We start from the raw sequence: 19,593 nt of genomic DNA, 5'->3' as shown, positions 1-19,593 counted from the left end.
GTTTACTTTGTGCCTAACGGTTTTCTTTTAACCGCTCTTGTGGTTCACTATTAATGGAACCGTTGGAACGGACGGCTTCAGACTGGGCTTTTGGGCCACGAATTTCTGCGGTTTTTCCAAAGTCTTTTGCTTTATTGCGTACCATGTCTCGTCCTCCTCTTCATGCGAAGCGTAAAAATAGTATGACCCAAAAGGCGCTGGAGAATGGGCGTGAATTCGATAGGGAAAGGATGGCAGCTCACATGGCGAAGAAAAAACAAAAACAGCAACCACAACGTCAAAACCTGGATACAGCGACAGAAGCGAAATCTTCTCTCGGCAGCCTGAAGGATATGGTGAATGCGGATGCATTGGCCAAGCTGAAGCAGTTGGAAAAAGAAATGAAGTCCGAAAGCGAGCGCAAGGCGAAGGAAGCGGCCGAGCAAAAGCGCCGCGAGCAGGAAGAGCGCGAGCGCAACAAAAGCTTTGCGGAACTGCTGGCCGACTACGACAAAAAAGGCGGAGGCAAGTACAGTTGATGCGCGATGGACGGCAGACGGAGAGGCCGGATACGTCGAAAAACGGCCTGATGAAAAAACGACAACTCGCGCTCAAGGATGAGTCGATCAAGCAGCGCGGCCAGCAAGTCCTTGGCCGGTTAGGGAAAAAGCAGCCCAAGGAGTGATTTTTTTCCCTCCTTCCCCATATAGCTAGGAGAGGGGAAAGGAGGGAGACCATGGGGACAATCCTGCTCCTGCTCAGTCTCCTTTGTGTAGCTGTAGGCACCTGGAAGCTGAGCGGTATCTACAAGGCAGACAAGACGGACAGCAAAACGCTCTGGTGGACAGTCGCGAGTGTCGGGATTGCGCTTTTTTTTCTTTTGAAGCTGATGACTGATACGTTTCCAACATAAACATGCACCTGTGGCTCAAGCTGCACAGGTGCATGTTTTTTGTTGCTGAAATTATTCGTAGCGAAGCGCTTCGATCGGGTCCAGCTTGGCGGCCTTGTTGGCCGGATACAGGCCGAAAAAGATGCCGATTGCGCTGGAGAAGCCAAAGGCGATGAACACGCTGTTCCAGGACAGAAGCGGCGGCAGATTGGCAAACTGCGCAATCAGGGCGGCGATGCCCAGTCCGAACAGGACCCCGATCAAGCCGCCGATCAGGCAGACGATGACGGATTCGATCAGAAACTGGATCAAAATGTCGCTGCGCCTTGCCCCGAGCGCCTTGCGAATCCCGATTTCCCGCGTGCGCTCTGTGACGGAAACGAGCATGATGTTCATGACGCCGACCCCGCCGACGACGAGCGAGATTCCGGCGATGACGCTGAAGATCAGTGTCAATGTGCCTGTCAACTGGTTGAACTGATCGACCGATTCCTGCATGCTGCGCACCATGTAGTGGTCTTGTTTTTGATGCTTGCGGGTCAAATACTGCTTGACCTGCTGCATGGCAGGGTCGACAGACGGCTTGTCCACGGCTTTGCCCATGAACATCTGGACGGACGGCTCTTCCTGCAGGCTGTGGTAATAACGGATGGGGACAACCGCGCCAAACGTCTCTGCTCCCATGTCAAACTTGAACTTTTCCTCTGTGTACGTACCGATGACGACGAGCGAGTTGTTGCCCCAGCGCACGCGCTGGCCGATCGGGTTCATCTGGCCGAACAGCTTTTCGCCGAGCTTGTCCTCCAGCACGACGACGGCGCGCTGCTCCTTGTCATCCGCGCTGTTGAACAGGCGTCCTTTGGCCACTTTCATCGTCTTCTGCATGGCAAAGTAGTCGGGGGTGCTGGCGGTCAGGTTGACCCGCTCTTCTTTTTTCGGGCCTTTCAGTTCGATTGTATTGGAGTTGTACGGGACGATGTACTCGATTGCCGGGCTGATTCGGCTGAGTACCTCGGCGTCCTCGATGGTCAGGTCGTCTGCGGCTATCTCTTCCTTCGTATCCCAGTTGATGAAGACGTTGAACGTGTTCTGGCCGAATTTTTCCATCTCGTCGTTAATCGCTTTTTGTCCGCCTTCGCCAAGTGTCGTTACGGCGATGACGGAGGTGATGCCGATGATGATGCCGAGCATGGTCAGGCAGGAACGCATTTTGTTCGCCCAGATGCCTTCCAGGGCGGTGTAAAAGCTCTCCATAAAATTCATGTGACAATCACCTCGTCAGACGGGGTAGAGAAAATGCGTTCCTCGACCCGTTCGTCGCGGACGATGACGCCGTCCTTGAAGGTGACGATCCGTTCGGCGTGCTGGGCGATGTCCAGTTCGTGCGTGACGAGAATGATCGTGACGCCCTGGGCGTGCAGCTCCTGGAACATCGCCATGATCTCGACGCCGGAGCGGCTGTCCAGGTTCCCTGTCGGTTCGTCGGCCAACAGGATGGCGGGTCGATTGACCAGCGCTCTGGCGATGGCGACCCGCTGCTTTTGTCCGCCGGAAAGCTGTGTCGGCTTGTGGTTCATGCGCTCAGCAAGCCCGACTCGCTTCAGCGCTTCGGTGGCGCGACTGCGTCTTTCCGAGCGGCTGATGTTGGCGTACATCATCGGCAGCTCCACGTTGTGCAAAGAAGTGGAGCGCGCGAGCAGATTGAACGATTGAAAAACGAAGCCGATTTTTTGATTGCGAACATAGGCGAGCTGCTTGTCCTTGAGGCTGCTGACCTCGATGCCGTCGAGAATGTACGTCCCCGAGTCCGGACGATCCAGGCAGCCCAGCATGTTCATGAACGTCGATTTCCCTGATCCCGATGGTCCCATGATGGCGACAAATTCGCCTTTTTCCACTAGCAGGGAGACGCCTTTCAGGATCGGGAGGGTAGTATCGCCTGTCTTGTATGATTTCGTCAAGCCTTCTACCTGAAGCATTGTCGGCTGACCTCCTTTTTACGTGGAACGCGTCCAGTCGTTACATGCCCAGCGCAGCAGCACCGCCGCTCATCGGCATGACCGCAGCTCCTTCGCTCAGAGCGTCGACAGGTCCCAAAATGATTTGTTCGTCTCCTGACAGTCCCGACTTGATGTGGGAGAACAGCTCATTTTCTGTGCCTGTAACGACTTTTTGCTTCTTGGCGATGCCGTCAGCGGAGATCCATACGAAGGTGCTGCCATCGGCGTCCTGCTGAACGGACTCGATGGGAACTTGCAGGGCGTTTTCGATTTTTTCCACCATGATGTTGATGTCCACGTGGAAGCCTGGCTTCAGTGCGCTCAAATCGCCCTGCGGCTTGAGGATGACTTTGACGCGCGTTTTTTCGCCTTGGCCCGAACTGCTTTGCGTAGTGGTCGCGATCGGCGCGATCCGGGTAATTTGGGCGTTCAGCAGTTGCTTGCCCAGCGTAATTCCTTCAATCGTCGCGGACTGGCCGATTTTCAGTTTGCCGACGTCCGACTCGTTAATATCAGCCTGAATGAGCAGGTTGTTCAGGTTGGCCAGCGTCAAAATTTCCGTGCCTTTGCTGACGTATTGGCCGTTCTCGGCCGCCACGCCAATGACTGTTCCGTCCATCGGCGCGACGAGGACGCTTTGCACGCGCTCTTTTTCCAACTGGCTGCGCTCTACGGCCAGCTTGTTGATTTGCGCCTGCTGGGCGGCGATGTCTTCCTTGCGCGGCCCTTTTTGCTTGAGGGCAAACTGTTGCTTCGTGACATTCAGGGAAGACTGGGCGTTGTCCAAAACAGATTTGGCCTTGTCCAACTCTTGCTGCGTGGAAGCCCCCGAAGCGAACAGTTGCTGGATCCGATCGTACTCGCGTTTGGCTGCGTCGTATTCGCGCTGGGCCTGATTGACCCGCTCGCGCTCCTGCGCCACTTCTTCCGGCTCTGCCCCGATCTGGGCTTTTGCCAGATTGGCTTTGGCTACTTCCATTTGCACTTCCAGATCAAGCAGTCTGCCGTCGACATCCGAGGTGTCGATTTTTGCGATGACCTGGCCTTTCTTGACCTTGTCGCCTTCCTTCACCACAAACTCGCGCAAGGTTCCGGTTACGTTGGCATACTGCTTTTGCTTGTCCTCTACCGTGACGATCCCCGAGGTCAAAATTTTGCTCTCCAGGACTGACTTGGTCGGAGCCCCGATGTTTACCGGCATGCCCATGGCTTGCTGAGAGCCCATCATGTTGATTCCGACGAAGCCCGCACCGAGCAGGACGACCACGGAACCGATGATCCACCACCGTTTTTTCATGTTCATTTCTCCTTGCTGTTAGGAACCGTATTATTTCTTTGCTCGGTGAAGTCTTACGCCAGGTCTGGAAAAAGGTAACACTTGTGGCGAATTGTTCACGATTTGCTCACATTTTGTGATGTTTTGACGGAAAGCAACTTTCTGGCTTTTGGCGTGATAAGATAAGAAAATAGATGACGTTCCTTGGGAGGGGAGCCATGAACCAAGCGATTCGATTTGATTACTCTAATGCACGCGCCTTTGTGAGACAGCATGAGTGGGAGCAGCTTGCCCCGGCGATCGGGCAGGCGCATGAGATGTTGCACAAAAGAACGGGTCCAGGCAGAGACTATCTCGGTTGGGTTGATTGGCCGCAGAGGTACGACCGCGCTGAATTTGAGCGGATTCGCCAGGTGGCGGCGCGTATCCAGGCTGATTCGGATGTGCTTTTGGTAATTGGAATCGGGGGTTCATATTTAGGGGCGAAAGCTGTACTGGACATTTTGGGCCACAGCTTTTACAATTTGCTGCCGAAGTCGAAGCGGCGTTTTCCGGAAATTTATTTTGTCGGGAACAATATCAGCCCGGTTTATATCTCTCATCTGATGGACGTGCTCGAAGGAAAAGACGTGTCCATCAATGTCATCTCGAAGTCGGGCACGACGACAGAGCCCGCGATCGCTTTTCGGCTGCTGCGCACCTGGCTGGAGAACAAGTACGGCCGCGAGCAGGCGAAGAAGCGCATCTATATTACGACGGACAAAACGCGCGGCGCCTTAAAAAGACTCGCGGAGGACGAAGGGTACGAAAGCTTCGTCATTCCGGACGATATCGGCGGACGTTTTTCCGTCCTGACCGCAGTCGGACTGTTGCCAATCGCAGTGAGCGGGGCCGATCTGGACGCGCTGATGAAGGGCGCGCAAGACGCGAGCGAGCGCTACATGGTCATGGATTTGTACGAAAATCCGTGCTACCAGTATGCGGCGATTCGCAATGCGCTGTACCGCAAAGGCAAAACCGTGGAGCTTCTGGTCAGCTACGAGCCGCAGTTCCGCTTTTTCGCGGAGTGGTGGAAGCAGCTTTTCGGGGAGTCGGAAGGAAAAGACGGCAAAGGAATTTTTCCCGCGTCAGCCGAGTTTTCCACGGACCTGCACTCGTTGGGGCAGTACATACAGGACGGCATGCGGCAGTTGTTTGAAACGGTTGTTACGGTCAACAAGCCCGCCGTCGACGTGACCGTGCAGGAGGACCCGCTCGATGTGGACGGGTTGAACTTCCTGTCCGGCAAGCGGATGGGGTTTGTCAATAAAAAGGCTTTCGAGGGAACGGTACTGGCCCATGTAGATGGCGGCGTACCGAACCTGCTTGTGGAGATGCCAGAGGCGACAGCGTACCATCTCGGCGCCCTGATCTACTTTTTTGAAAAGGCGTGCGGGATCAGCGGCTATTTGCTAGGGGTCAACCCGTTCGATCAGCCCGGGGTGGAGGCGTACAAGGCCAACATGTTCGCCCTTCTGGGAAAACCTGGATTCGAGCAGCAGAAAGCGGAACTGGAGGCAAGATTGCGCGAGAACAAGACGTATTTGACTGTGGAGGAGACAGCGGCGTATTTGGAGCTTCCTGAAACGTTTATTTTGGAAAAAATTCATCAGGGCAAAATCCGCGCTCTCCACGACGGCAACGAGTACATCATCAACAAGGAGCAGTTCAATCACCATCTGGAGGAAATGCGCAAGCTTCGCGAGTTCGAGGAAGCGGCGCGTCACGAGACGGTTCCGGAAAGCTACGATGTGAAAGACGAGGATTAAGCTGAGGATGAAAGCGCAGACCATCTTGTCAGATCGCGCCCAAGAGGACTATACTTGGTGGGTGAACGAAAATAAAAGATCAAGCAACTCGGGGAGTCCTTCATGCGGGGCTGAGAGGATGGAAGCAACGACCGTCGACCCATTGCACCTGATCCGGATCATGCCGGCGCAGGGATACGGTTGCCGGCAAACAGCGCTTTTTTATTTGGTTACGATGCGTATGAAGCCCGCCTTTTCCTGCGAAGGAGAAGGTGGTTTTTTTCATTTTGTCGACTGCGCCAGGGGCTTTTGGCTACAACGGCGCTTTCGAACGGCCCCGAAGAGATTACAACAAGCGAGGAGAGAGAAAAATTGAGCGATTGTCTCGTAGTGGGTGGAGGAATTATCGGATTAAGTCTGGCTTATGAGTTGTCACGAAGAGGAAGGAGCGTCACGCTGGTCGAGCAGGGAGAATGGGGCGGACAGGCGTCTTCTGCGGCGGCGGGGATGCTCGCGCCGTTGAAGGAGTTTACGGCCCCAGGCCCGATGCTCGATCTGGGCATGACTTCGCTGGCCTATTACCCGCAGTGGGCGGCCGAGCTGGAAGAGTTTACCGGAGGGGACGTCCAGCTCAGCCTGGAAGGGCTGCTGACGGTCGCGCTCAACGATGACGAGCAGGCACAGCTTTTGGCGAAGTACCATTGGCAAAAAGAAGCGGGGCACAGCGTCCACCTTTTGACGGAGCGGCAGCAACTGGCTGAGGTGGAGCCGCTTTTGACCGAGCAGGCGCAGGCAGCCATCTACTCTCCGTACGAAGGGCATATCAACAACCGCATGCTGCTGCGCGCTCTGGTGACAGCATGCCGGCTGCAAGGCGTCGCGTTGCACGCAGGCTGTGTCGTGAGCGGCATCGCGGTAAAAGGCGGCCGGGTAGTCGGCGTGGAGAGTTCGCTTGGACCGCTGCGGGCGGAGCAAACGATCATCACGTCAGGCGCGTGGGCGGGCATCATGCTGGAAATGCTCGGCGTTTCGATTCCCGTTCGCCCGGTTCGCGGCCAGATCGCGGCGGTATCCTCCGCAGGCATCCCGCTTCGCACCGTCATTTTTGGCACCTCCGGCTACATCACGCCGAAGAAGGACGGGAAAATCATCATCGGCGCGACAGAAGACGAAAGCGGCTTTCAGCGCGAAGTTACAATGGCGGGCTTGGCCAGCATCCTGAACGGAGTCATGCCGTACGTCCCGGCCTTGCACGGCGCTGCTTTTCTGGAGGCGTGGGGCGGACTGCGGCCAGCTACCGCAGATGGCAAGCCGCTGCTTGGTCCCGTGCCCGGCTGGGACGGGCTTTCGATTGCCGGAGGGCACTTCCGCAACGGCATCTTGCTGTCCCCGGCTACCGCGAAATGGATGGCCGACTACCTGGAAAAAGGCGAGACAGAGCGTCTGACGCCGTTTTTGCCATCCCGCTTTTTGGCAAAAACAGACGAAACGTCGAACAAAATGGGCTAGTCCGAACTGCAAACCCGGTACACCTCCCCATGGGCACCTGTATATGGTAATAAAGAAACACCAGAAGGGGAGGAGTTTCCATGCAGTCTGAAAAAAACCTGTACCAGGCTGACGTCCAGACGGTCAGTCTGATAAAGGATATGCGTGAAAATGTGCACAACATATGCAAAGAACACGTCGAGAAAAAGGTGCGCATTGAAGCGATTGACGGCCAGATTTTTGAAGGCGTGATCGTGGACTTTGACGATCAGAATGTATATGTGGAAGTGGACGATCCCGATGCAGAGGAAGACGACTACGAGTTCGAAGAGGTAGCCAGCCGCAAATCGCATGGAGACTGGGGCATGTACCCGGACTGGACTCCCTACGGCTATCCATATGGCGGATACCAGCCGTTTGGCGATGTCAGTCCGCTTGGCAGCAGCAGCCAGCCGAATCGGCCTCCTGCTGGTCAAGTCAGCCCTTACGCGGACGATTGCTATCCATACGCTCCGATCAGCCCATTCGGCAGCCCGAACCAGCCGTATGGGCAGGTAAGTCCGTTCGGCAGCCCGAATCAGCCGTTTGGGCAGGTAAGCCCGTTCGGCAGTCCGGGTCAACCGTATGGGCAGGTAAGTCCGTTCGGCAGCCCGAATCAGCCGTTTGGGCAGGTAAGCCCGTTCGGCAGTCCGGGCCAGCCATATGGGCAAGTAAGTCCGTTTGGCAGTCCGAGCTTTCCGTACGGCCAGGTGAGTCCGTTTGGAGAGGGCGCTCCTTTCGTCAGCCCTTATTCCGGCTTCAATCCGTACATGGCGCCGTTCCCACCGTTCCCGCCCTACCCGCCTCAGCCGTGTTACCCGTACCCACCGCCGCCACCACCTCCGGCTGCAGTCGTCGTGCCGAGGAAAAAACGCCGCCGTCCGTGCCGAAGAGGCAAAAGAATCATTCCGCTCGCCTTGTTTACGCTTTTGACGATCGCGCTGCTCTAAAACCTGAAAGCATAGAGTTACCAAGCCTCTTGCCATCCGCAATTCCGGCAGCGAGGCTTGTTGCTCGTTTTGCCTGCCCTCGCCTGTGAGTACAACCCGCCGTTTTGGCGCACACTACCAGTAGTATGTGACGAAGGCAGGGGATACAAATGAAGAAAATTCAAAGCAGCTTACCAGGGACGAAGGCGACGTTCGGCTATTTCCGCGAGTCGCTCGAGCCGCATTTTACACTGGCGAATTGGGATTACGAACACGGCTATTTCGACCGCACCCTTGACGACAGGAACACCGTGTACCTCCGCCTCCCGGTAAAAGTCTTGCAGGGCGAGCTCGACAGCCCCGACGCGTGGCTGGAACTGGGCGAACCGTTTGTTTTGCGCCACGTCTACAACACAGGCGTAGAGGAAGATATCGGCTACTACGCCCCCGTCGCTTCAGCCGTGATGAACCAGTTCCAGGAGCCGCTCGACAAAGATGCCGAGATCGACCCCCGCTGGATTCGCAAGGCCGAGGCCATCGTCAAAGAACTGGAAAATCGTCTCGGATGAAAAGCGGGCCTTGGAGCAGGCCTGCTTTTTTGTTTTGCTTTGCTGAAAGCAGCAACGAGGAATGGATTTTCAATGAAATTGCTTTTTCAGCCCTGTTCTGTTTGCAGAAAGTATTGCACAGATTGAGGGCAGCAAATCTTGCCTGAGGGCCCCGGATCGGGTGGTTATTTTTTCTAGCATGAAAACCGTCTTTGAAAAACTCTTTAAAAACGTTTTTAAAAAACCCACGCCCACTCAAGCAAGCCGCTGACGAGGAAAGAGGAGAAATCCGCGAAAGCTCTTTGGGATACCGACCGAGGTGGAGGGGAAAAAGCAAAACACGCTTTTAAGCGTCCACTCTGAGACACATCCTGAATCGACCACTTTGGACGCGGTTTTGCTTTTTCCCCGGAGCCGGGCAGTCCAGCCCCCAGCGGGTATCCCAAGAAGCTCCAGCGATTTCTCCTCTTTCCTCGCCTCACCAAAAGCAACGACAGACGGGCTTTTTAATGTTTTTGCTTTTTCCCTCGCCTCGCCAACAGCAACGGGCAAACGCTCTTTTCAATGTTTTCACTTTTTCCCCGCATCACCAAAAACAACAAACAACAACCTTTGTAAAAGATTTGTTTTTCCACTATTAGTCAGGTAATATTTCCCTAACAGCAGAATGACCGACCCGAGACACCCGTGAAAAACGACGTCCTGACAGGAGACAGGAGGCGACAGCATGGCGTGGTACCATGCGATAGCGAAATGGTATTGGAAAATCCGCAAGCCGCTGACTCTCGGAGTGCGCCTCATCGTGGCCGACGAACAAAAAGGCGTCCTGCTCATTCGGCACACCTATGTACCCGGCTGGTACTTGCCCGGCGGCGGAGTCGAAAAAGGAGAATCGCTCTGGGAGGCAGCCCGCAGAGAGCTGCGGGAAGAATGCGGCCTCGTGGCTGGCGAGCTCAGGCTCTGTCACCTGTATTACAGCGAACGCGAAGGCAAGCGCGACCACATCGCCCTGTTCCATGCCTGCCAAATCCAGCCCGGGACAGGCAAGATCGACGCCGATGAAGTCCGGGACATGCGCTACTTTTTGTGGGACCAGCTCCCGGACGACATGACCCCCTCGACGCGAAAGCGATTGGCGGAATTTTGCGCCCAGTCTTTCCGCGAAGAGCGATGGTGAGACTCGGCCGTTTCCATGCATCTCCTTTTCCCATGTGGTATAGTGAGATCAACAAAACGAGCGTACTTGACCGCTTCGAAGGATAAAAGTGAGGGCAGACCAGCATGAAGATTGCGACTGTACTGCGAAATGACGATTATACACGGGAAGTAGAACATTTGTTGAAGGAAAAGCTGCGCGAGGCAGGCAGGCCGTACACGTTTGTGAACGGAACGGAGGCCAAGCCTGACATGGTGCTCTCAATCGGAGGGGACGGGACGCTGCTGGAGGCCGTCCATCAATACGGCATGGAGCCGGCCTATGTCGGGATTCATACGGGACACCTCGGTTTTTACGCCGACTGGCGGCCGGAGGAGCTGGATGAGTTCGTCGACCGGCTGCTGCACGCCGAACCGGCGATCGTCGAGTATCCGACGGTCCAGTGCCGGATTGATACAGCAGATGGCCAGCGATACGAAAAATGGGCGTTGAACGAACTGGTCCTGCGCAACGCGTCCCTCTCGACGTTGGTCGCTTGCGTCTACATTAACGGGGACGAGTTGGAGACGTTTCGCGGCGACGGGTTGATCGTGTCTTCGCCATCGGGGAGTACAGCCTACAACAAAGCCGTGGATGGAGCGATCGTGCATCCGTCCATCGAGGCGATCCAACTGTCCGAAATCGCCTCCATCAACAACCAGGCGTACCGGACGATCAACAGCTCGCTCGTTTTGCCCAAGCATCACGAAGTAGAGCTGATTGTCATGAACCCGGAAATCATGATCGGCCTCGATCGCGAGCAGGCGGTGTGGAGAGGCGTGCGCTCCATTATGTGCCGTGTCGGGCAAGGCAAAGTCAAATTCGCCCGCTACAAGCGACTGACGTTTTGGAGCAGGGTGCGCAATTCGTTTATCAAAGGATAGAGAGACTTGGGGGAGGGGATATCATTGAAAAAGCTAGGAACACTGCAAAGCATTTTCCGCCATCCGGTAAAAGCGATGCAGGGCGAGCAACTGACGACGTCGGAGGTCGACGTTTTCGGCCTGTACGGCGATCGGGCTTATTACTTTCTGGACGACTCTCGCGGCGGAAAATATTTGAGTGCAGACGTCGTCCCGGCGCTGCTCGGCTACCATGCCAGCATGGGGGAAAAGACGGGCGAAGAAGCATACCCCGACGTTCAAGTTGAAGCGCGTGACGGCAGCGTACATACGTGGGGAGAGTCGCTGTTCGCCCATGTCGCAGAGACAGCGAAAAGAGCGGTGACACCGATGCGCAGTCTCCCGACAGAGGGAGGGAAAAACTGGGAGGACCACATTCTTTTGGTGACGGACGCCTCCCTGCGCGAGCTGGCACGGGTGATCGGCAGCGACTGGATTGACCCGAGACGTTTTCGCGGAAACCTCATCGTCGTGCTCGAAGACGACGAACCGTTCGCAGAAGACAAATGGCTGGGCAAAAAGCTGCAAATCAACGATGTTACCTTGCAGGTTACCAAGCATTGCGAGCGTTGCATGTACGTGAACATCGACCCCGATACGCTGCAGAAAAACCCGGCTGTGCTGAAAGCATGCGTGAAGCGCCACGAAAACCATTTTGGCGTGTACGCCTCTGTGGTGACGACAGGTACGGTGTCGCAGGGCGACGAGGTGTTTATTCTGGAGTAGGCAAAAAGGCGAGGCAAACTGCTTTTGCCTCGGCAACTGGCTAGTGGAGGTGCGAAAGATGACCGTGATGAGTCCTGTAGAAAAAGTGAAGGCTTTTGTGCAGCAGTACGATCCCGCAATCGAGCCGATTTTGTTTGAGCAGCCGCTTCCTACATCCGAGGCAGCCGCCGAAGCGTTGGGCAGCGAGGTGGGACAAAACGCCAAGTCGATCCTGTTTCGAGCTGGCGACCAGTTTGCGCTGTTTGTCGCAGCGGGAGATGTCAAGATCCATCCCAAGCAGGTCAAGGCCGCTTTTGGCTCGGGCAAGGCGAAGATGGCCTCCGCCGAAGAAGTGGAAAAGGTGACAGGCTATCGCGTAGGCGCTGTCTGTCCGTTTGCGTTGCAGGAGGAAGTGCCCGTCTTCGTCGATACTTCCCTGCGGCGCTTCCCTGTCGTCTATACGGCTGCGGGCGTTGCCGAATCGCTTTTGCCCGTCACCTACGCGGCATTGCTTGCCATGACCAAAGCCGTCGAGATCGATGCGGCTGCTGCACCAGCCTCGTAAAAACATGACCGTTTTGCCGGCCGCAGGCAGACAAGCAGTTCTGCTGCTTTTCGGAAAATGGCGAAACGTTTTTTGCAAAAACAAAGCCGACAATCCGCATGACACCGTGGATTGCCGGCTTTTGTTCGTTCGCGCAGGGGAAGCTTCACGCTTCTTTTCCCAGCATCAATTGATAAAAATGCACATCGTGCCACTCGCCGAATTTGAAGCCCACCTCCCGGAATTTTCCCGCAAGCGTAAACCCGAACTTTTCATGAAGCCGCACACTTGCCTCGTTTCCACCCGTAATGCCGCTGATGACCGTGTGGTAGCCGAGCTGTTCCGCCCGCTGCAAGATGTCGCTCATCAAGGCCGTACCGACACCGCATCCCCGCTGCTGCGCATCAATGTAGACAGACAGCTCGACCGTTTTGCTGTACGCCGGCTTTTCGCGAAAAGGAGAAAGGCAGCAATAGCCGACCACTTGCCCGTCCGCTTCGGCGACGAGCAGCGGATGAGCTTCAGTGTGCTTGTGAAACCAGACTTCGCGCTGGGCCAAACTCTGCGGCTCCAGGTCGAAAGTTGCAGCCAGATGGGCAATCGCATGGTTGTAAATCGCCAGCATGGCAGGTAAATCGTCCAAAACAGCTTCCCTGATTTGCAGCAGCATGAAGACCGACTCCTTCAAAATCAAACAGCGATTCCTCGCCTGTTCTACCGCAGCGCCTCGTACACATCCCGGAGATTGGTGTATCCGGCCTGCTGCGCTTTTGTCAAATACTTCGCCCACAGCGTCCCGGCGGCCACGGCGTCACAGTAGGCGTGGTGCCTGCGGGAGATCGGGATGTCGTGCTGGGCGCAGAGGGCGTCCAGCGAGCCGTTGCCGATCGGGTTGCTCAACAGCCGAATCAAAAGCATCGTGTCGAGCATCCGGTGAGTCAGCGGTCGTCGGCTCGTTTTCCAGAGGGCGGAGCGAAAAAATTCGCGCTCATGCCGGGAGTGATGGGCGACGAGCGGACGATCTCCGACGAAGCGGAAAAACCGCGAGAGAGCTTCCAACAGATCGGGCGCGTCCGCAGTCATATCGTCGGTAATCCCGGTCAGCGAGCGGACGTGGGGCGGGATCGTGCGCCCCGGATTGACCAGCGTGTAAAACGAATCTCCGAGCAGCAGCTTTTCCCCGCGCATCGCCACCGCGCCGATCGAGATGATCGCGTCTCCGTGATCGGGGTAAAAGCCGGTCGTCTCCAGGTCGACGACGACCACCTCCAGATCGGCAAGCGGGATGTTTTCGCTGGAATCGACGTGTCTTGCTTCCTTGGAGATGGAGCGAAGATAAGCCTGGTGCTGTTTGTCGTCGTCGCCAAGCCCCCACTTCCAGTCGCCCGGCACCCCTGCCATTCCGCGGTTCATGTTCCACAAGCGGCCGATGAAGTCCCATTTTGCCAAATGCGTCTCCTCCTATCCCCTGAAGGTGGACGGGAGCTTCGCCGTCATTTTTTGCAGGCGGATGGCGAGCTTCATCGCTTCGCGCACCTGTGTGATGGAATCAGGCGACAGCTTGCTGAGCTTGATGTAGCTGTTGCTCGTGTAATGGCCGTCCTCCCAGTGCAAGAGGGCGGTCAGGCGCAGCCCCTGGATCAGCCGAAAATGCGCGGCTATTTCGTCGCAAAAGCTTTTGCTCCACACGCCTTTTTCCGCCAGCTCGCCCAGCCGCTCAAGCGTGGAGCTGACGAAGATGCCGTGCGCCAGGGCGAAATGCCGCACGCAGTTGACGATCGGCAAATAGACGCCGTACTTGATGTTGATGGCTCCGCGAAACCGCCCGGTGACCTCGGGCAGCACCCTTCCGAACAGGCCGAGCGGCACGCGGTAATGCAAAGTGTTGCTGACCAGCCGATCGAGCAAAAACGTATTCCCGGCCAAAAGCTGCCGGAAGCGGTCCAGGACAGGGGCGAAAATGGCCGATTCTCCGTACAGGACGCGCACGTCGCTTGCCAGCAGCAAATAGCGGGCGTTTTCCCAGACCGGGTGAGAGATCCATCTGTCCAACTGGTCGATCCATTGGTCGACGCTGCCGCGCCACTTCGGAGAGAGGCAGGTGACATTGCCCTGGCAAGGCGGATAGCCTGCTTCCTCCAGGCCGGAAACGATGGTCGCGGCCAGCAGTTGAAAATAGCCGTGAACCCGCTCCTGCTCGCTTTCGTTGAGGTGCTCGGGGATCGAGTAGACAAGCCCGTTGTCCTGGTCGCTGATGATGGCCTGCTCGAAGCGCCCGCCGCTGCCGAATTGCAAAAAGGCAAACGGGACGGGCGGCGTGCCGACACCTCTTTTAGCCAGAGCGTCTACGGCAAGCAGAACGCCCTGGCGGATAAGGTTGTCGTGAATCAAGTTCACTACGATTGAAAAAGGGGCCATCTCCCCTGCGCGGTTCAATTGGCGCAAGGGATCTGGGTCAAGCAATTGCTGGCGAAGTTGCGCGAGCTCGGCGAACGATTCCACCTGCCGGATACGCGCTACCTGCTCAGGTGAGAGTGTGAGAGGTGCCGCTTTGCTGGGACGCAGAGGGTCGAATGCGCTCGGGCTGCAGTAGTTCGGGATAACCGTATCCCCCGTGTTCGCTAAGGTCAAGGCCAACCACCTCTTCTTCTTCTGTGACTCGAAGTCCGATAGTCGCTTTCAGGATGGACAAAATGACGTACGCTACAACAAACACATAAGCCATGGAGCCTGCGAGGCCAAGCGCCTGTACACCGAGCTGGTGCAGCCCGCCGCCGTAAAACAGTCCGGCGCCGCCTACCCCGACTTTTTCCGCAAGCTCCGGCGTAGCGAACAGGCCAGTGGACAGAGTGCCCCAGATTCCGGCTACGCCGTGAACGGAAAAGGCGAAGACCGGATCGTCAATTCCCATGCGATCGAACCAGATGGAAGTATAGAATGTAAGAATACCTGACACTGCGCCGATCACGACGGCAGCCCACGGCTCGACGAATGCGCACGAAGCAGTGATGGCGACGAGAGCGGCCAGAACGCCGTTCAGCATGCTCGGGATGTCAGCTTTGCCCATGACGATCCAGGAAATGGCGAGGGCGGCGACAGCGCCTGCTGCTGTAGCGAGATTAGTCGTAACGGCGACATAGCCGAAAAAGCCGGAGGTGCTGCCGAGCGTGGAGCCTGCGTTGAAGCCGAACCAGCCGATCCACAGAAACAGCACGCCGAGCACGGAGTACACCTGGTTGTGGCCGGGGATCAAATTGGAGCTGCCGTCACGGTTGTATTTGCCGATGCGCGGCTTCAACAGAACGGTAGCGACGAGTGCGACGATGGCGCCTTGCAGATGGACAACCGTGGAGCCGGCGAAGTCTTGCATGCCGAGCTGGGCGAGCCAGCCTCCACCCCAGACCCAGTGGCCGACGACAGGATAGATGAGGACGGTAAACAATACGCTGAAAATAAAGTAAACGGACAGCTTGGCACGCTCGGCAAAACCGCCCCAGGCGATCGCCAGCGAAACCGCCGCGAAGGCGAGCTGGAAGAGGAAGAGAATCGAGATCGGAACCGTAGCGGCAGAGAAGGCGGAGAAAGCGTCCTTTTGCAAGCCGTCGAAGAAAAAGCCGGATAAGCCGATGAAGGAGTTGCCGTCACCAAAAGTCAGACCGAAGCCGAACGCCCAAAAGGCGATGGAGCAAATGCCGAAGGTGAGGACGGTTTTGCCTGCGACGTGGCCTGCGTTTTTCATCCGGGTCGATCCGGCCTCAAGCAAGGCAAACCCTACTTGCATGAGAATGACCAAAATGGCCGAGACCATGACCCATGTGGCATCAATGGCGGACGATAGATCAGTGAGAGTCGGTTCCATTCATTCCACTCCTTTTATGTCAGGTATTCTGACATTCATTTTATTTATGTCAGATTATATGACACGTAAAAACGGAATGCAATTCTTTTTTCACAAAGAAACAGAAAACACCAATCCTTCTGTCTACACAGAGGCGGATTGGTGTTGTTGGCGCGAATTTCGTTGGTCGATAAAAAATCCTGTCGCAGACATCGCGGCGAGAAACAGCCCGCTGATGAAAAAGAGCTGTTCTACTGGCCAGCTTCCCAGCCAGATGGCGCCAAGGCTGCTCGACAGCATCGAGAAGAACGTAAAGATCAGCATGTTGATCGCAAAAATTTTGCCTGTGCTGCTGCTGGCTGCCTTGATCTGGATCGCCGTGACGGTCGGGATGCCGATGAACGGTCCGCCGACCCCGGCTACGGCTGCTCCGAGAAAAGCGAGCCAATGCACCGTGCCTCCTGTGGCGAGCAGGAGAAAGCCGCCCGCTTGCAGCGTCCACCCGATGAGAATGACCAGCAAGTAGCGCGTATAGTACGCCCGCGACATGTACAGGCTGCCGAGCAGGTTGCCCACGCCGTAAAAGCCCATCAGCATCGCCAGCGTACTCCCGTCCCCTTGCTGGATGCGTTCCGCGAGAAAAGGAAAGCCGACACTGTAGCACACCTGCCAGACGAGAAAGCCCATATTGCTAAACAGCAAGACCAGGAGCAGCAGTCGGCTTTTGCGCAATTCCCGCACCCCTTCTGCAATGTCGCGCACGTACTGGCCGGGAGTCATTTTCGCTGCGGAGGCTGTCGCCTGATCGTGCAGGGAGACGCGAAGTGCATACAAGAAAACGACAGAGAGCATGTAGCTGGCGGCATTGACGAAAAACAGGGTGGAGAGCGGCACGGCTGCGGCAATCAGCCCGATCGTCATCGGCGCTGCAATCCGGACGGTGCGAAAGGTCGTGTCCAAAATCGCGTTTGCCCGCCCCAGTTGTTCAACCGAAACGACAGACTTGAGCGCAACTGTGCGTGCGGGCTGAAACAGGCTGGAAAACAGCCCGAGCAAAAATTGCGCCACGAGAAAAAAGGCAAACTGCTCGATGCCCATAGCAGCCATGATCCCGACGCCGATCGCTACAAATATGCGGGCGACGTCAGCGCCGACCATCAGCAGGCGGGGGCTGTACCGATCCGCAAGCACGCCGCCGATCAGGTAAAAAAGCAGTCCGGCCACCATTTCCGGGATCGCTAGCAGGCTGAGTGCCGTTCCCGACTTGGTCGCCTGCAGCAAATACCAGAGCAGGGCGAAGCTGTAGCATTGATCTCCGACGTTGGCTGTCAATTGCGCCAGCCACAGCTTCAAAAACGAGCGGTTTTTCCATAAGACCGAGGATGAGTCCACGTGTAATCTCTCCGTCATGGTACGTAGTCAAAAGATTTTGATCTAAGCGTAGCAAGGCGGAGAGGGAAAGTAAAGAAGCGATCAGACGATTGGCTGTCCGTTTCAACCAGAGGCGCGCTCCGTTCATGAAAAACGGCTTCCGGAAAGAAGCCGCTGAAAAAATTTACCCTTGGGTGCTGTTGTTTTGCTCGTTGTGCTGCTGTTGTCGGGAAGAGCCTTGGTTGTTGTCGGTATGCGTGTCGTCCGCAACGGTGCTGCTGGTCAGTCCGGCTACAGCCAAACCTTTCTGGTTCAAGTTTTTCGCGCTTTTGAACTTGGACATGGTGCTTCCCCCTTCATCATCTGGCTTCTGTTTTACGATGCCTAGCCAGCGGCAGAAGTAATCGTCCCACATTTTCCCGCAGAGCGGCTGTCTATGTGGAAGCGTAAGATATACTATAGAGAAAAGAGGTTTGTGTAAAAAAGGAGGGGATGGCATGGGAGGATGTGTCATTATCGTGGAAGGGAAGACAGACAAGGAGCAACTGCTCCGCGTACTGGCAGAGCCTGTGACCATCTACTGCACATACGGCTCCTACAGCCAGGAAAAAGGCGAGCAGCTTTTGGCGCAAGCGGAATCGGCAGACGAAGTGTACCTGTTTACCGATGAAGATGACAGCGGCAAAAAACTGCGGGCGAGCTTGTCCGACGATTTCCCGCACGCTGTGCATCTCTACACCCCGAAAATGTACAGGGAAGTGGCGAGCACGCCGTTGCCTGTGTTGGCTGAAATATTGGAGCGGGCCGGATTTGCCGTGGTAAACCTCGATTCCTGATGCTGGAAAGCCGTCAGGGGATAAAACACCTCGCCATCGGCTATAACAGTAGTAGATGGATTGGTGGAGGTGCAAGGCAATTGCGCGGCTTGATGACCTTTTTAAATCGCATGAACATCCTGATGTGGCTGCTGGGCATTTTCATTGCTCATGCGCTGCTCTATCTCGCGCTGGGTACAGCGACCTGGCTGGCGACGTCCCTCTTGGCTACCGCCTTCTACGGCATTATTTTGCTCGTAGGCAAACTGGTCGCCAGCCGTTACCCTGACAAGGAAGAAAGCAGATGAAAAGCCGGCTTTGGCGCAGCCGGCTTTTTCCTTTTTCCACTTTTCTCTTGACTACCAGCCGAAAAACTGGAGGGCGAGAATCAAAGCGCCCAATACCCAGACGTAGACAGCGAAACCCTTCATCGAGCCTGTGCTGATAATTTTCAGCATCCAGCGAATGGCGACGTACCCGGCCAGTCCGGCACACATCGTTCCGACGAGCATCGGGATGAGCAGCGCGGTATCGAGCGGGGCAGCCGCCAGCTTGGCTGTTTGCAGCACGCATGCCCCCAGAATGGCAGGCAAGGAAATCAAAAAAGAAAAGCGCGCGGCGTCGGCGCGGTCGATTCCGCGCATGAGCGCTCCGGCGATCGTCAGCCCCGAACGGGAAATCGCGGGCAAGATCGCAGCCCCTTGCAGCGTGCCGATGATGAGCGCATCCGTGTAGCGAATGTCGTCGAATTTGCGCTCGCCCCGTCGCATGGATTCAACGGCCCACAAAATGGCGCCCGTGGCGAGAAACTCCCAGCCGATGGTGATTCCGGTGCGCGAAATCTCCTCGAAGTAGTCTTCGAACAAAAGCCCGATCGCCGCCGTAGGAATCGTGCCGACGACGAGCAGCTTCGTCAGCTTGGAAAACGGGTTTAAGACGATGTAGCGAATCTGCGGCCAAAATACAATCACGACAGCGATCAGCGTCCCGAAATGCAGCATCGTGTCGAAGAGCAGACCGACTTCCTGCATGCCGAACAGCTTTCTGAACAAGACGAGATGGCCTGTACTGGAGATCGGCAAAAACTCCGTCAATCCCTGGACGATTCCGAGGAAAATATGTTCCAAGAGAACGAGCATGGACATAGGTCACTCCTGTCTGTTGGCAAAATGAAACCGGGTACAAGCCGGGCCTTACTGTCATATGTATGTTCACGGAGACAAGACTTGCCTTTTGGGGGCGGCCTGAGCAAAAAAAGTTGTGGTATTTTCCCGGCCGGGATGGG

Annotated in this window: 24 protein-coding genes, 1 pseudogene and 1 riboswitch; of the genes and pseudogenes, 14 read left to right on the top strand and 11 right to left on the bottom strand. The window is 56.1% G+C overall.

Features of this window, described 5'->3' with window-relative positions; all coding sequences use genetic code 11:
* Positions 1–13: 13 nt before the first annotated feature.
* Positions 14–145: a small acid-soluble spore protein K gene (gene sspK, locus AC3WJN_RS11730; RefSeq protein WP_007783429.1), complete on the bottom strand. Its 132-nt coding sequence runs from the start codon at positions 143–145 to the stop codon at positions 14–16.
* A gap of 97 nt (positions 146–242) precedes the next feature.
* On the opposite strand from sspK, the gene AC3WJN_RS11725 reads away from it, so the two are divergent.
* From AC3WJN_RS11725 to AC3WJN_RS11715, 3 genes are read left to right on the top strand one after another with little or no spacing between them, the layout of a single operon-like run.
* The gene (locus AC3WJN_RS11725) at positions 243–518 is read left to right on the top strand and encodes a YqkE family protein (protein ID WP_007783428.1); all 276 of its coding nucleotides are present in this window, start codon (positions 243–245) and stop codon (positions 516–518) included.
* Entirely contained in the window at positions 515–664 is a 150-nt protein-coding gene (locus AC3WJN_RS11720; RefSeq protein WP_155808584.1) for a hypothetical protein, read from the top strand. Before AC3WJN_RS11725 ends, AC3WJN_RS11720 begins: the two co-directional genes overlap by 4 nt.
* A gap of 51 nt (positions 665–715) precedes the next feature.
* Positions 716–892, top strand: coding sequence for a hypothetical protein (locus AC3WJN_RS11715; protein ID WP_007783427.1), 177 nt, complete (start codon positions 716–718; stop codon positions 890–892).
* A 51-nt stretch (positions 893–943) separates the two neighbouring features.
* Here the strand turns inward: AC3WJN_RS11715 and AC3WJN_RS11710 are convergent, their stop codons facing one another.
* Genes AC3WJN_RS11710 through AC3WJN_RS11700 form a run of 3 tightly spaced genes read right to left on the bottom strand, consistent with a single transcriptional unit; the run spans position 944 to position 4,168 of the window.
* The gene (locus AC3WJN_RS11710) at positions 944–2,134 is read right to left on the bottom strand and encodes an ABC transporter permease (protein WP_007783425.1); all 1,191 of its coding nucleotides are present in this window, start codon (positions 2,132–2,134) and stop codon (positions 944–946) included.
* Positions 2,131–2,850 (bottom strand): ABC transporter ATP-binding protein, encoded by a 720-nt coding sequence (locus AC3WJN_RS11705; RefSeq protein WP_007783421.1) that lies wholly within the window; start codon positions 2,848–2,850, stop codon positions 2,131–2,133. The genes AC3WJN_RS11710 and AC3WJN_RS11705 overlap by 4 nt, the downstream gene beginning before the upstream one ends.
* A 40-nt stretch (positions 2,851–2,890) precedes the next feature.
* Positions 2,891–4,168 carry an efflux RND transporter periplasmic adaptor subunit gene (locus tag AC3WJN_RS11700; protein ID WP_007783419.1) on the bottom strand — a complete coding sequence of 426 codons (1,278 nt, stop codon included), beginning with the start codon at positions 4,166–4,168 and terminating at the stop codon, positions 2,891–2,893.
* A gap of 197 nt (positions 4,169–4,365) precedes the next feature.
* Between AC3WJN_RS11700 and AC3WJN_RS11695 the strand changes: the two are divergent.
* The 9 genes and pseudogenes from AC3WJN_RS11695 to AC3WJN_RS11655 all read left to right on the top strand — a co-directional run.
* Positions 4,366–5,715, top strand: a pseudogene (locus AC3WJN_RS11695) (glucose-6-phosphate isomerase); the annotation flags it as partial.
* A 21-nt stretch (positions 5,716–5,736) separates the two neighbouring features.
* Positions 5,737–5,955, top strand: a complete 219-nt coding sequence (locus tag AC3WJN_RS11690; RefSeq protein ID WP_307723519.1) for an excisionase family DNA-binding protein — start codon at positions 5,737–5,739, stop codon at positions 5,953–5,955.
* A gap of 79 nt (positions 5,956–6,034) precedes the next feature.
* Positions 6,035–6,150: riboswitch (TPP riboswitch) on the top strand.
* 156 nt (positions 6,151–6,306) lie between these two features.
* Positions 6,307–7,443 carry a glycine oxidase ThiO gene (gene thiO, locus AC3WJN_RS11685; RefSeq protein ID WP_007783416.1) on the top strand — a complete coding sequence of 379 codons (1,137 nt, stop codon included), beginning with the start codon at positions 6,307–6,309 and terminating at the stop codon, positions 7,441–7,443.
* Between the two features lie 80 nt (positions 7,444–7,523).
* On the top strand, positions 7,524–8,411 hold the full coding sequence (locus tag AC3WJN_RS11680; protein WP_007783414.1) for an LSm family protein: 888 nt from the start codon (positions 7,524–7,526) through the stop codon (positions 8,409–8,411).
* 149 nt (positions 8,412–8,560) lie between these two features.
* Positions 8,561–8,959, top strand: coding sequence for a YugN family protein (locus AC3WJN_RS11675; protein ID WP_005829981.1), 399 nt, complete (start codon positions 8,561–8,563; stop codon positions 8,957–8,959).
* Between the two features lie 706 nt (positions 8,960–9,665).
* The gene (locus AC3WJN_RS11670) at positions 9,666–10,115 is read left to right on the top strand and encodes an NUDIX domain-containing protein (RefSeq protein ID WP_492329266.1); all 450 of its coding nucleotides are present in this window, start codon (positions 9,666–9,668) and stop codon (positions 10,113–10,115) included.
* A 104-nt stretch (positions 10,116–10,219) separates the two neighbouring features.
* Positions 10,220–11,017: an NAD kinase gene (locus tag AC3WJN_RS11665; protein WP_007783411.1), complete on the top strand. Its 798-nt coding sequence runs from the start codon at positions 10,220–10,222 to the stop codon at positions 11,015–11,017.
* A 24-nt stretch (positions 11,018–11,041) separates the two neighbouring features.
* Entirely contained in the window at positions 11,042–11,761 is a 720-nt protein-coding gene (locus tag AC3WJN_RS11660; protein WP_005829987.1) for an MOSC domain-containing protein, read from the top strand.
* Positions 11,762–11,819: 58 nt separating this feature from the next.
* Positions 11,820–12,305, top strand: coding sequence for a YbaK/EbsC family protein (locus AC3WJN_RS11655; protein ID WP_007783408.1), 486 nt, complete (start codon positions 11,820–11,822; stop codon positions 12,303–12,305).
* A gap of 145 nt (positions 12,306–12,450) precedes the next feature.
* Here AC3WJN_RS11655 and AC3WJN_RS11650 read toward each other — a convergent pair whose 3' ends face one another.
* The 6 genes from AC3WJN_RS11650 to AC3WJN_RS11625 form a co-directional block, all read right to left on the bottom strand.
* On the bottom strand, positions 12,451–12,954 hold the full coding sequence (locus AC3WJN_RS11650) for a GNAT family N-acetyltransferase (protein ID WP_007783406.1): 504 nt from the start codon (positions 12,952–12,954) through the stop codon (positions 12,451–12,453).
* Between the two features lie 44 nt (positions 12,955–12,998).
* Entirely contained in the window at positions 12,999–13,733 is a 735-nt protein-coding gene (locus AC3WJN_RS11645; protein WP_005829991.1) for an exonuclease domain-containing protein, read from the bottom strand.
* A gap of 12 nt (positions 13,734–13,745) precedes the next feature.
* Entirely contained in the window at positions 13,746–14,786 is a 1,041-nt protein-coding gene (locus AC3WJN_RS11640) for a DUF294 nucleotidyltransferase-like domain-containing protein (protein WP_007783404.1), read from the bottom strand.
* A gap of 22 nt (positions 14,787–14,808) precedes the next feature.
* Entirely contained in the window at positions 14,809–16,143 is a 1,335-nt protein-coding gene (locus AC3WJN_RS11635; RefSeq protein WP_007783402.1) for an ammonium transporter, read from the bottom strand.
* A gap of 123 nt (positions 16,144–16,266) precedes the next feature.
* On the bottom strand, positions 16,267–17,514 hold the full coding sequence (locus AC3WJN_RS11630) for an MFS transporter (RefSeq protein WP_007783400.1): 1,248 nt from the start codon (positions 17,512–17,514) through the stop codon (positions 16,267–16,269).
* Positions 17,515–17,677: 163 nt separating this feature from the next.
* Positions 17,678–17,836, bottom strand: a complete 159-nt coding sequence (locus AC3WJN_RS11625; RefSeq protein ID WP_007783398.1) for a hypothetical protein — start codon at positions 17,834–17,836, stop codon at positions 17,678–17,680.
* Positions 17,837–17,990: 154 nt separating this feature from the next.
* Between AC3WJN_RS11625 and AC3WJN_RS11620 the strand changes: the two genes are divergently transcribed.
* Complete coding sequence (locus tag AC3WJN_RS11620) at positions 17,991–18,329, top strand: toprim domain-containing protein (RefSeq protein WP_005829999.1); 339 nt, start codon at positions 17,991–17,993, stop codon at positions 18,327–18,329.
* Positions 18,330–18,409: 80 nt separating this feature from the next.
* Entirely contained in the window at positions 18,410–18,616 is a 207-nt protein-coding gene (locus AC3WJN_RS11615) for a hypothetical protein (RefSeq protein WP_005830001.1), read from the top strand.
* 51 nt (positions 18,617–18,667) lie between these two features.
* Here the strand turns inward: AC3WJN_RS11615 and AC3WJN_RS11610 are convergent, their stop codons facing one another.
* Positions 18,668–19,447, bottom strand: coding sequence for an undecaprenyl-diphosphate phosphatase (locus AC3WJN_RS11610; protein WP_005830002.1), 780 nt, complete (start codon positions 19,445–19,447; stop codon positions 18,668–18,670).
* Positions 19,448–19,593: the final 146 nt, after the last annotated feature.

Source organism: Brevibacillus sp. FW306-2-1A-C05A, assembly GCF_058781555.1.
The sequence above is the reverse complement of the archived record's forward strand: the minus strand, read 5'-3'. Positions and strand labels throughout refer to the sequence as shown.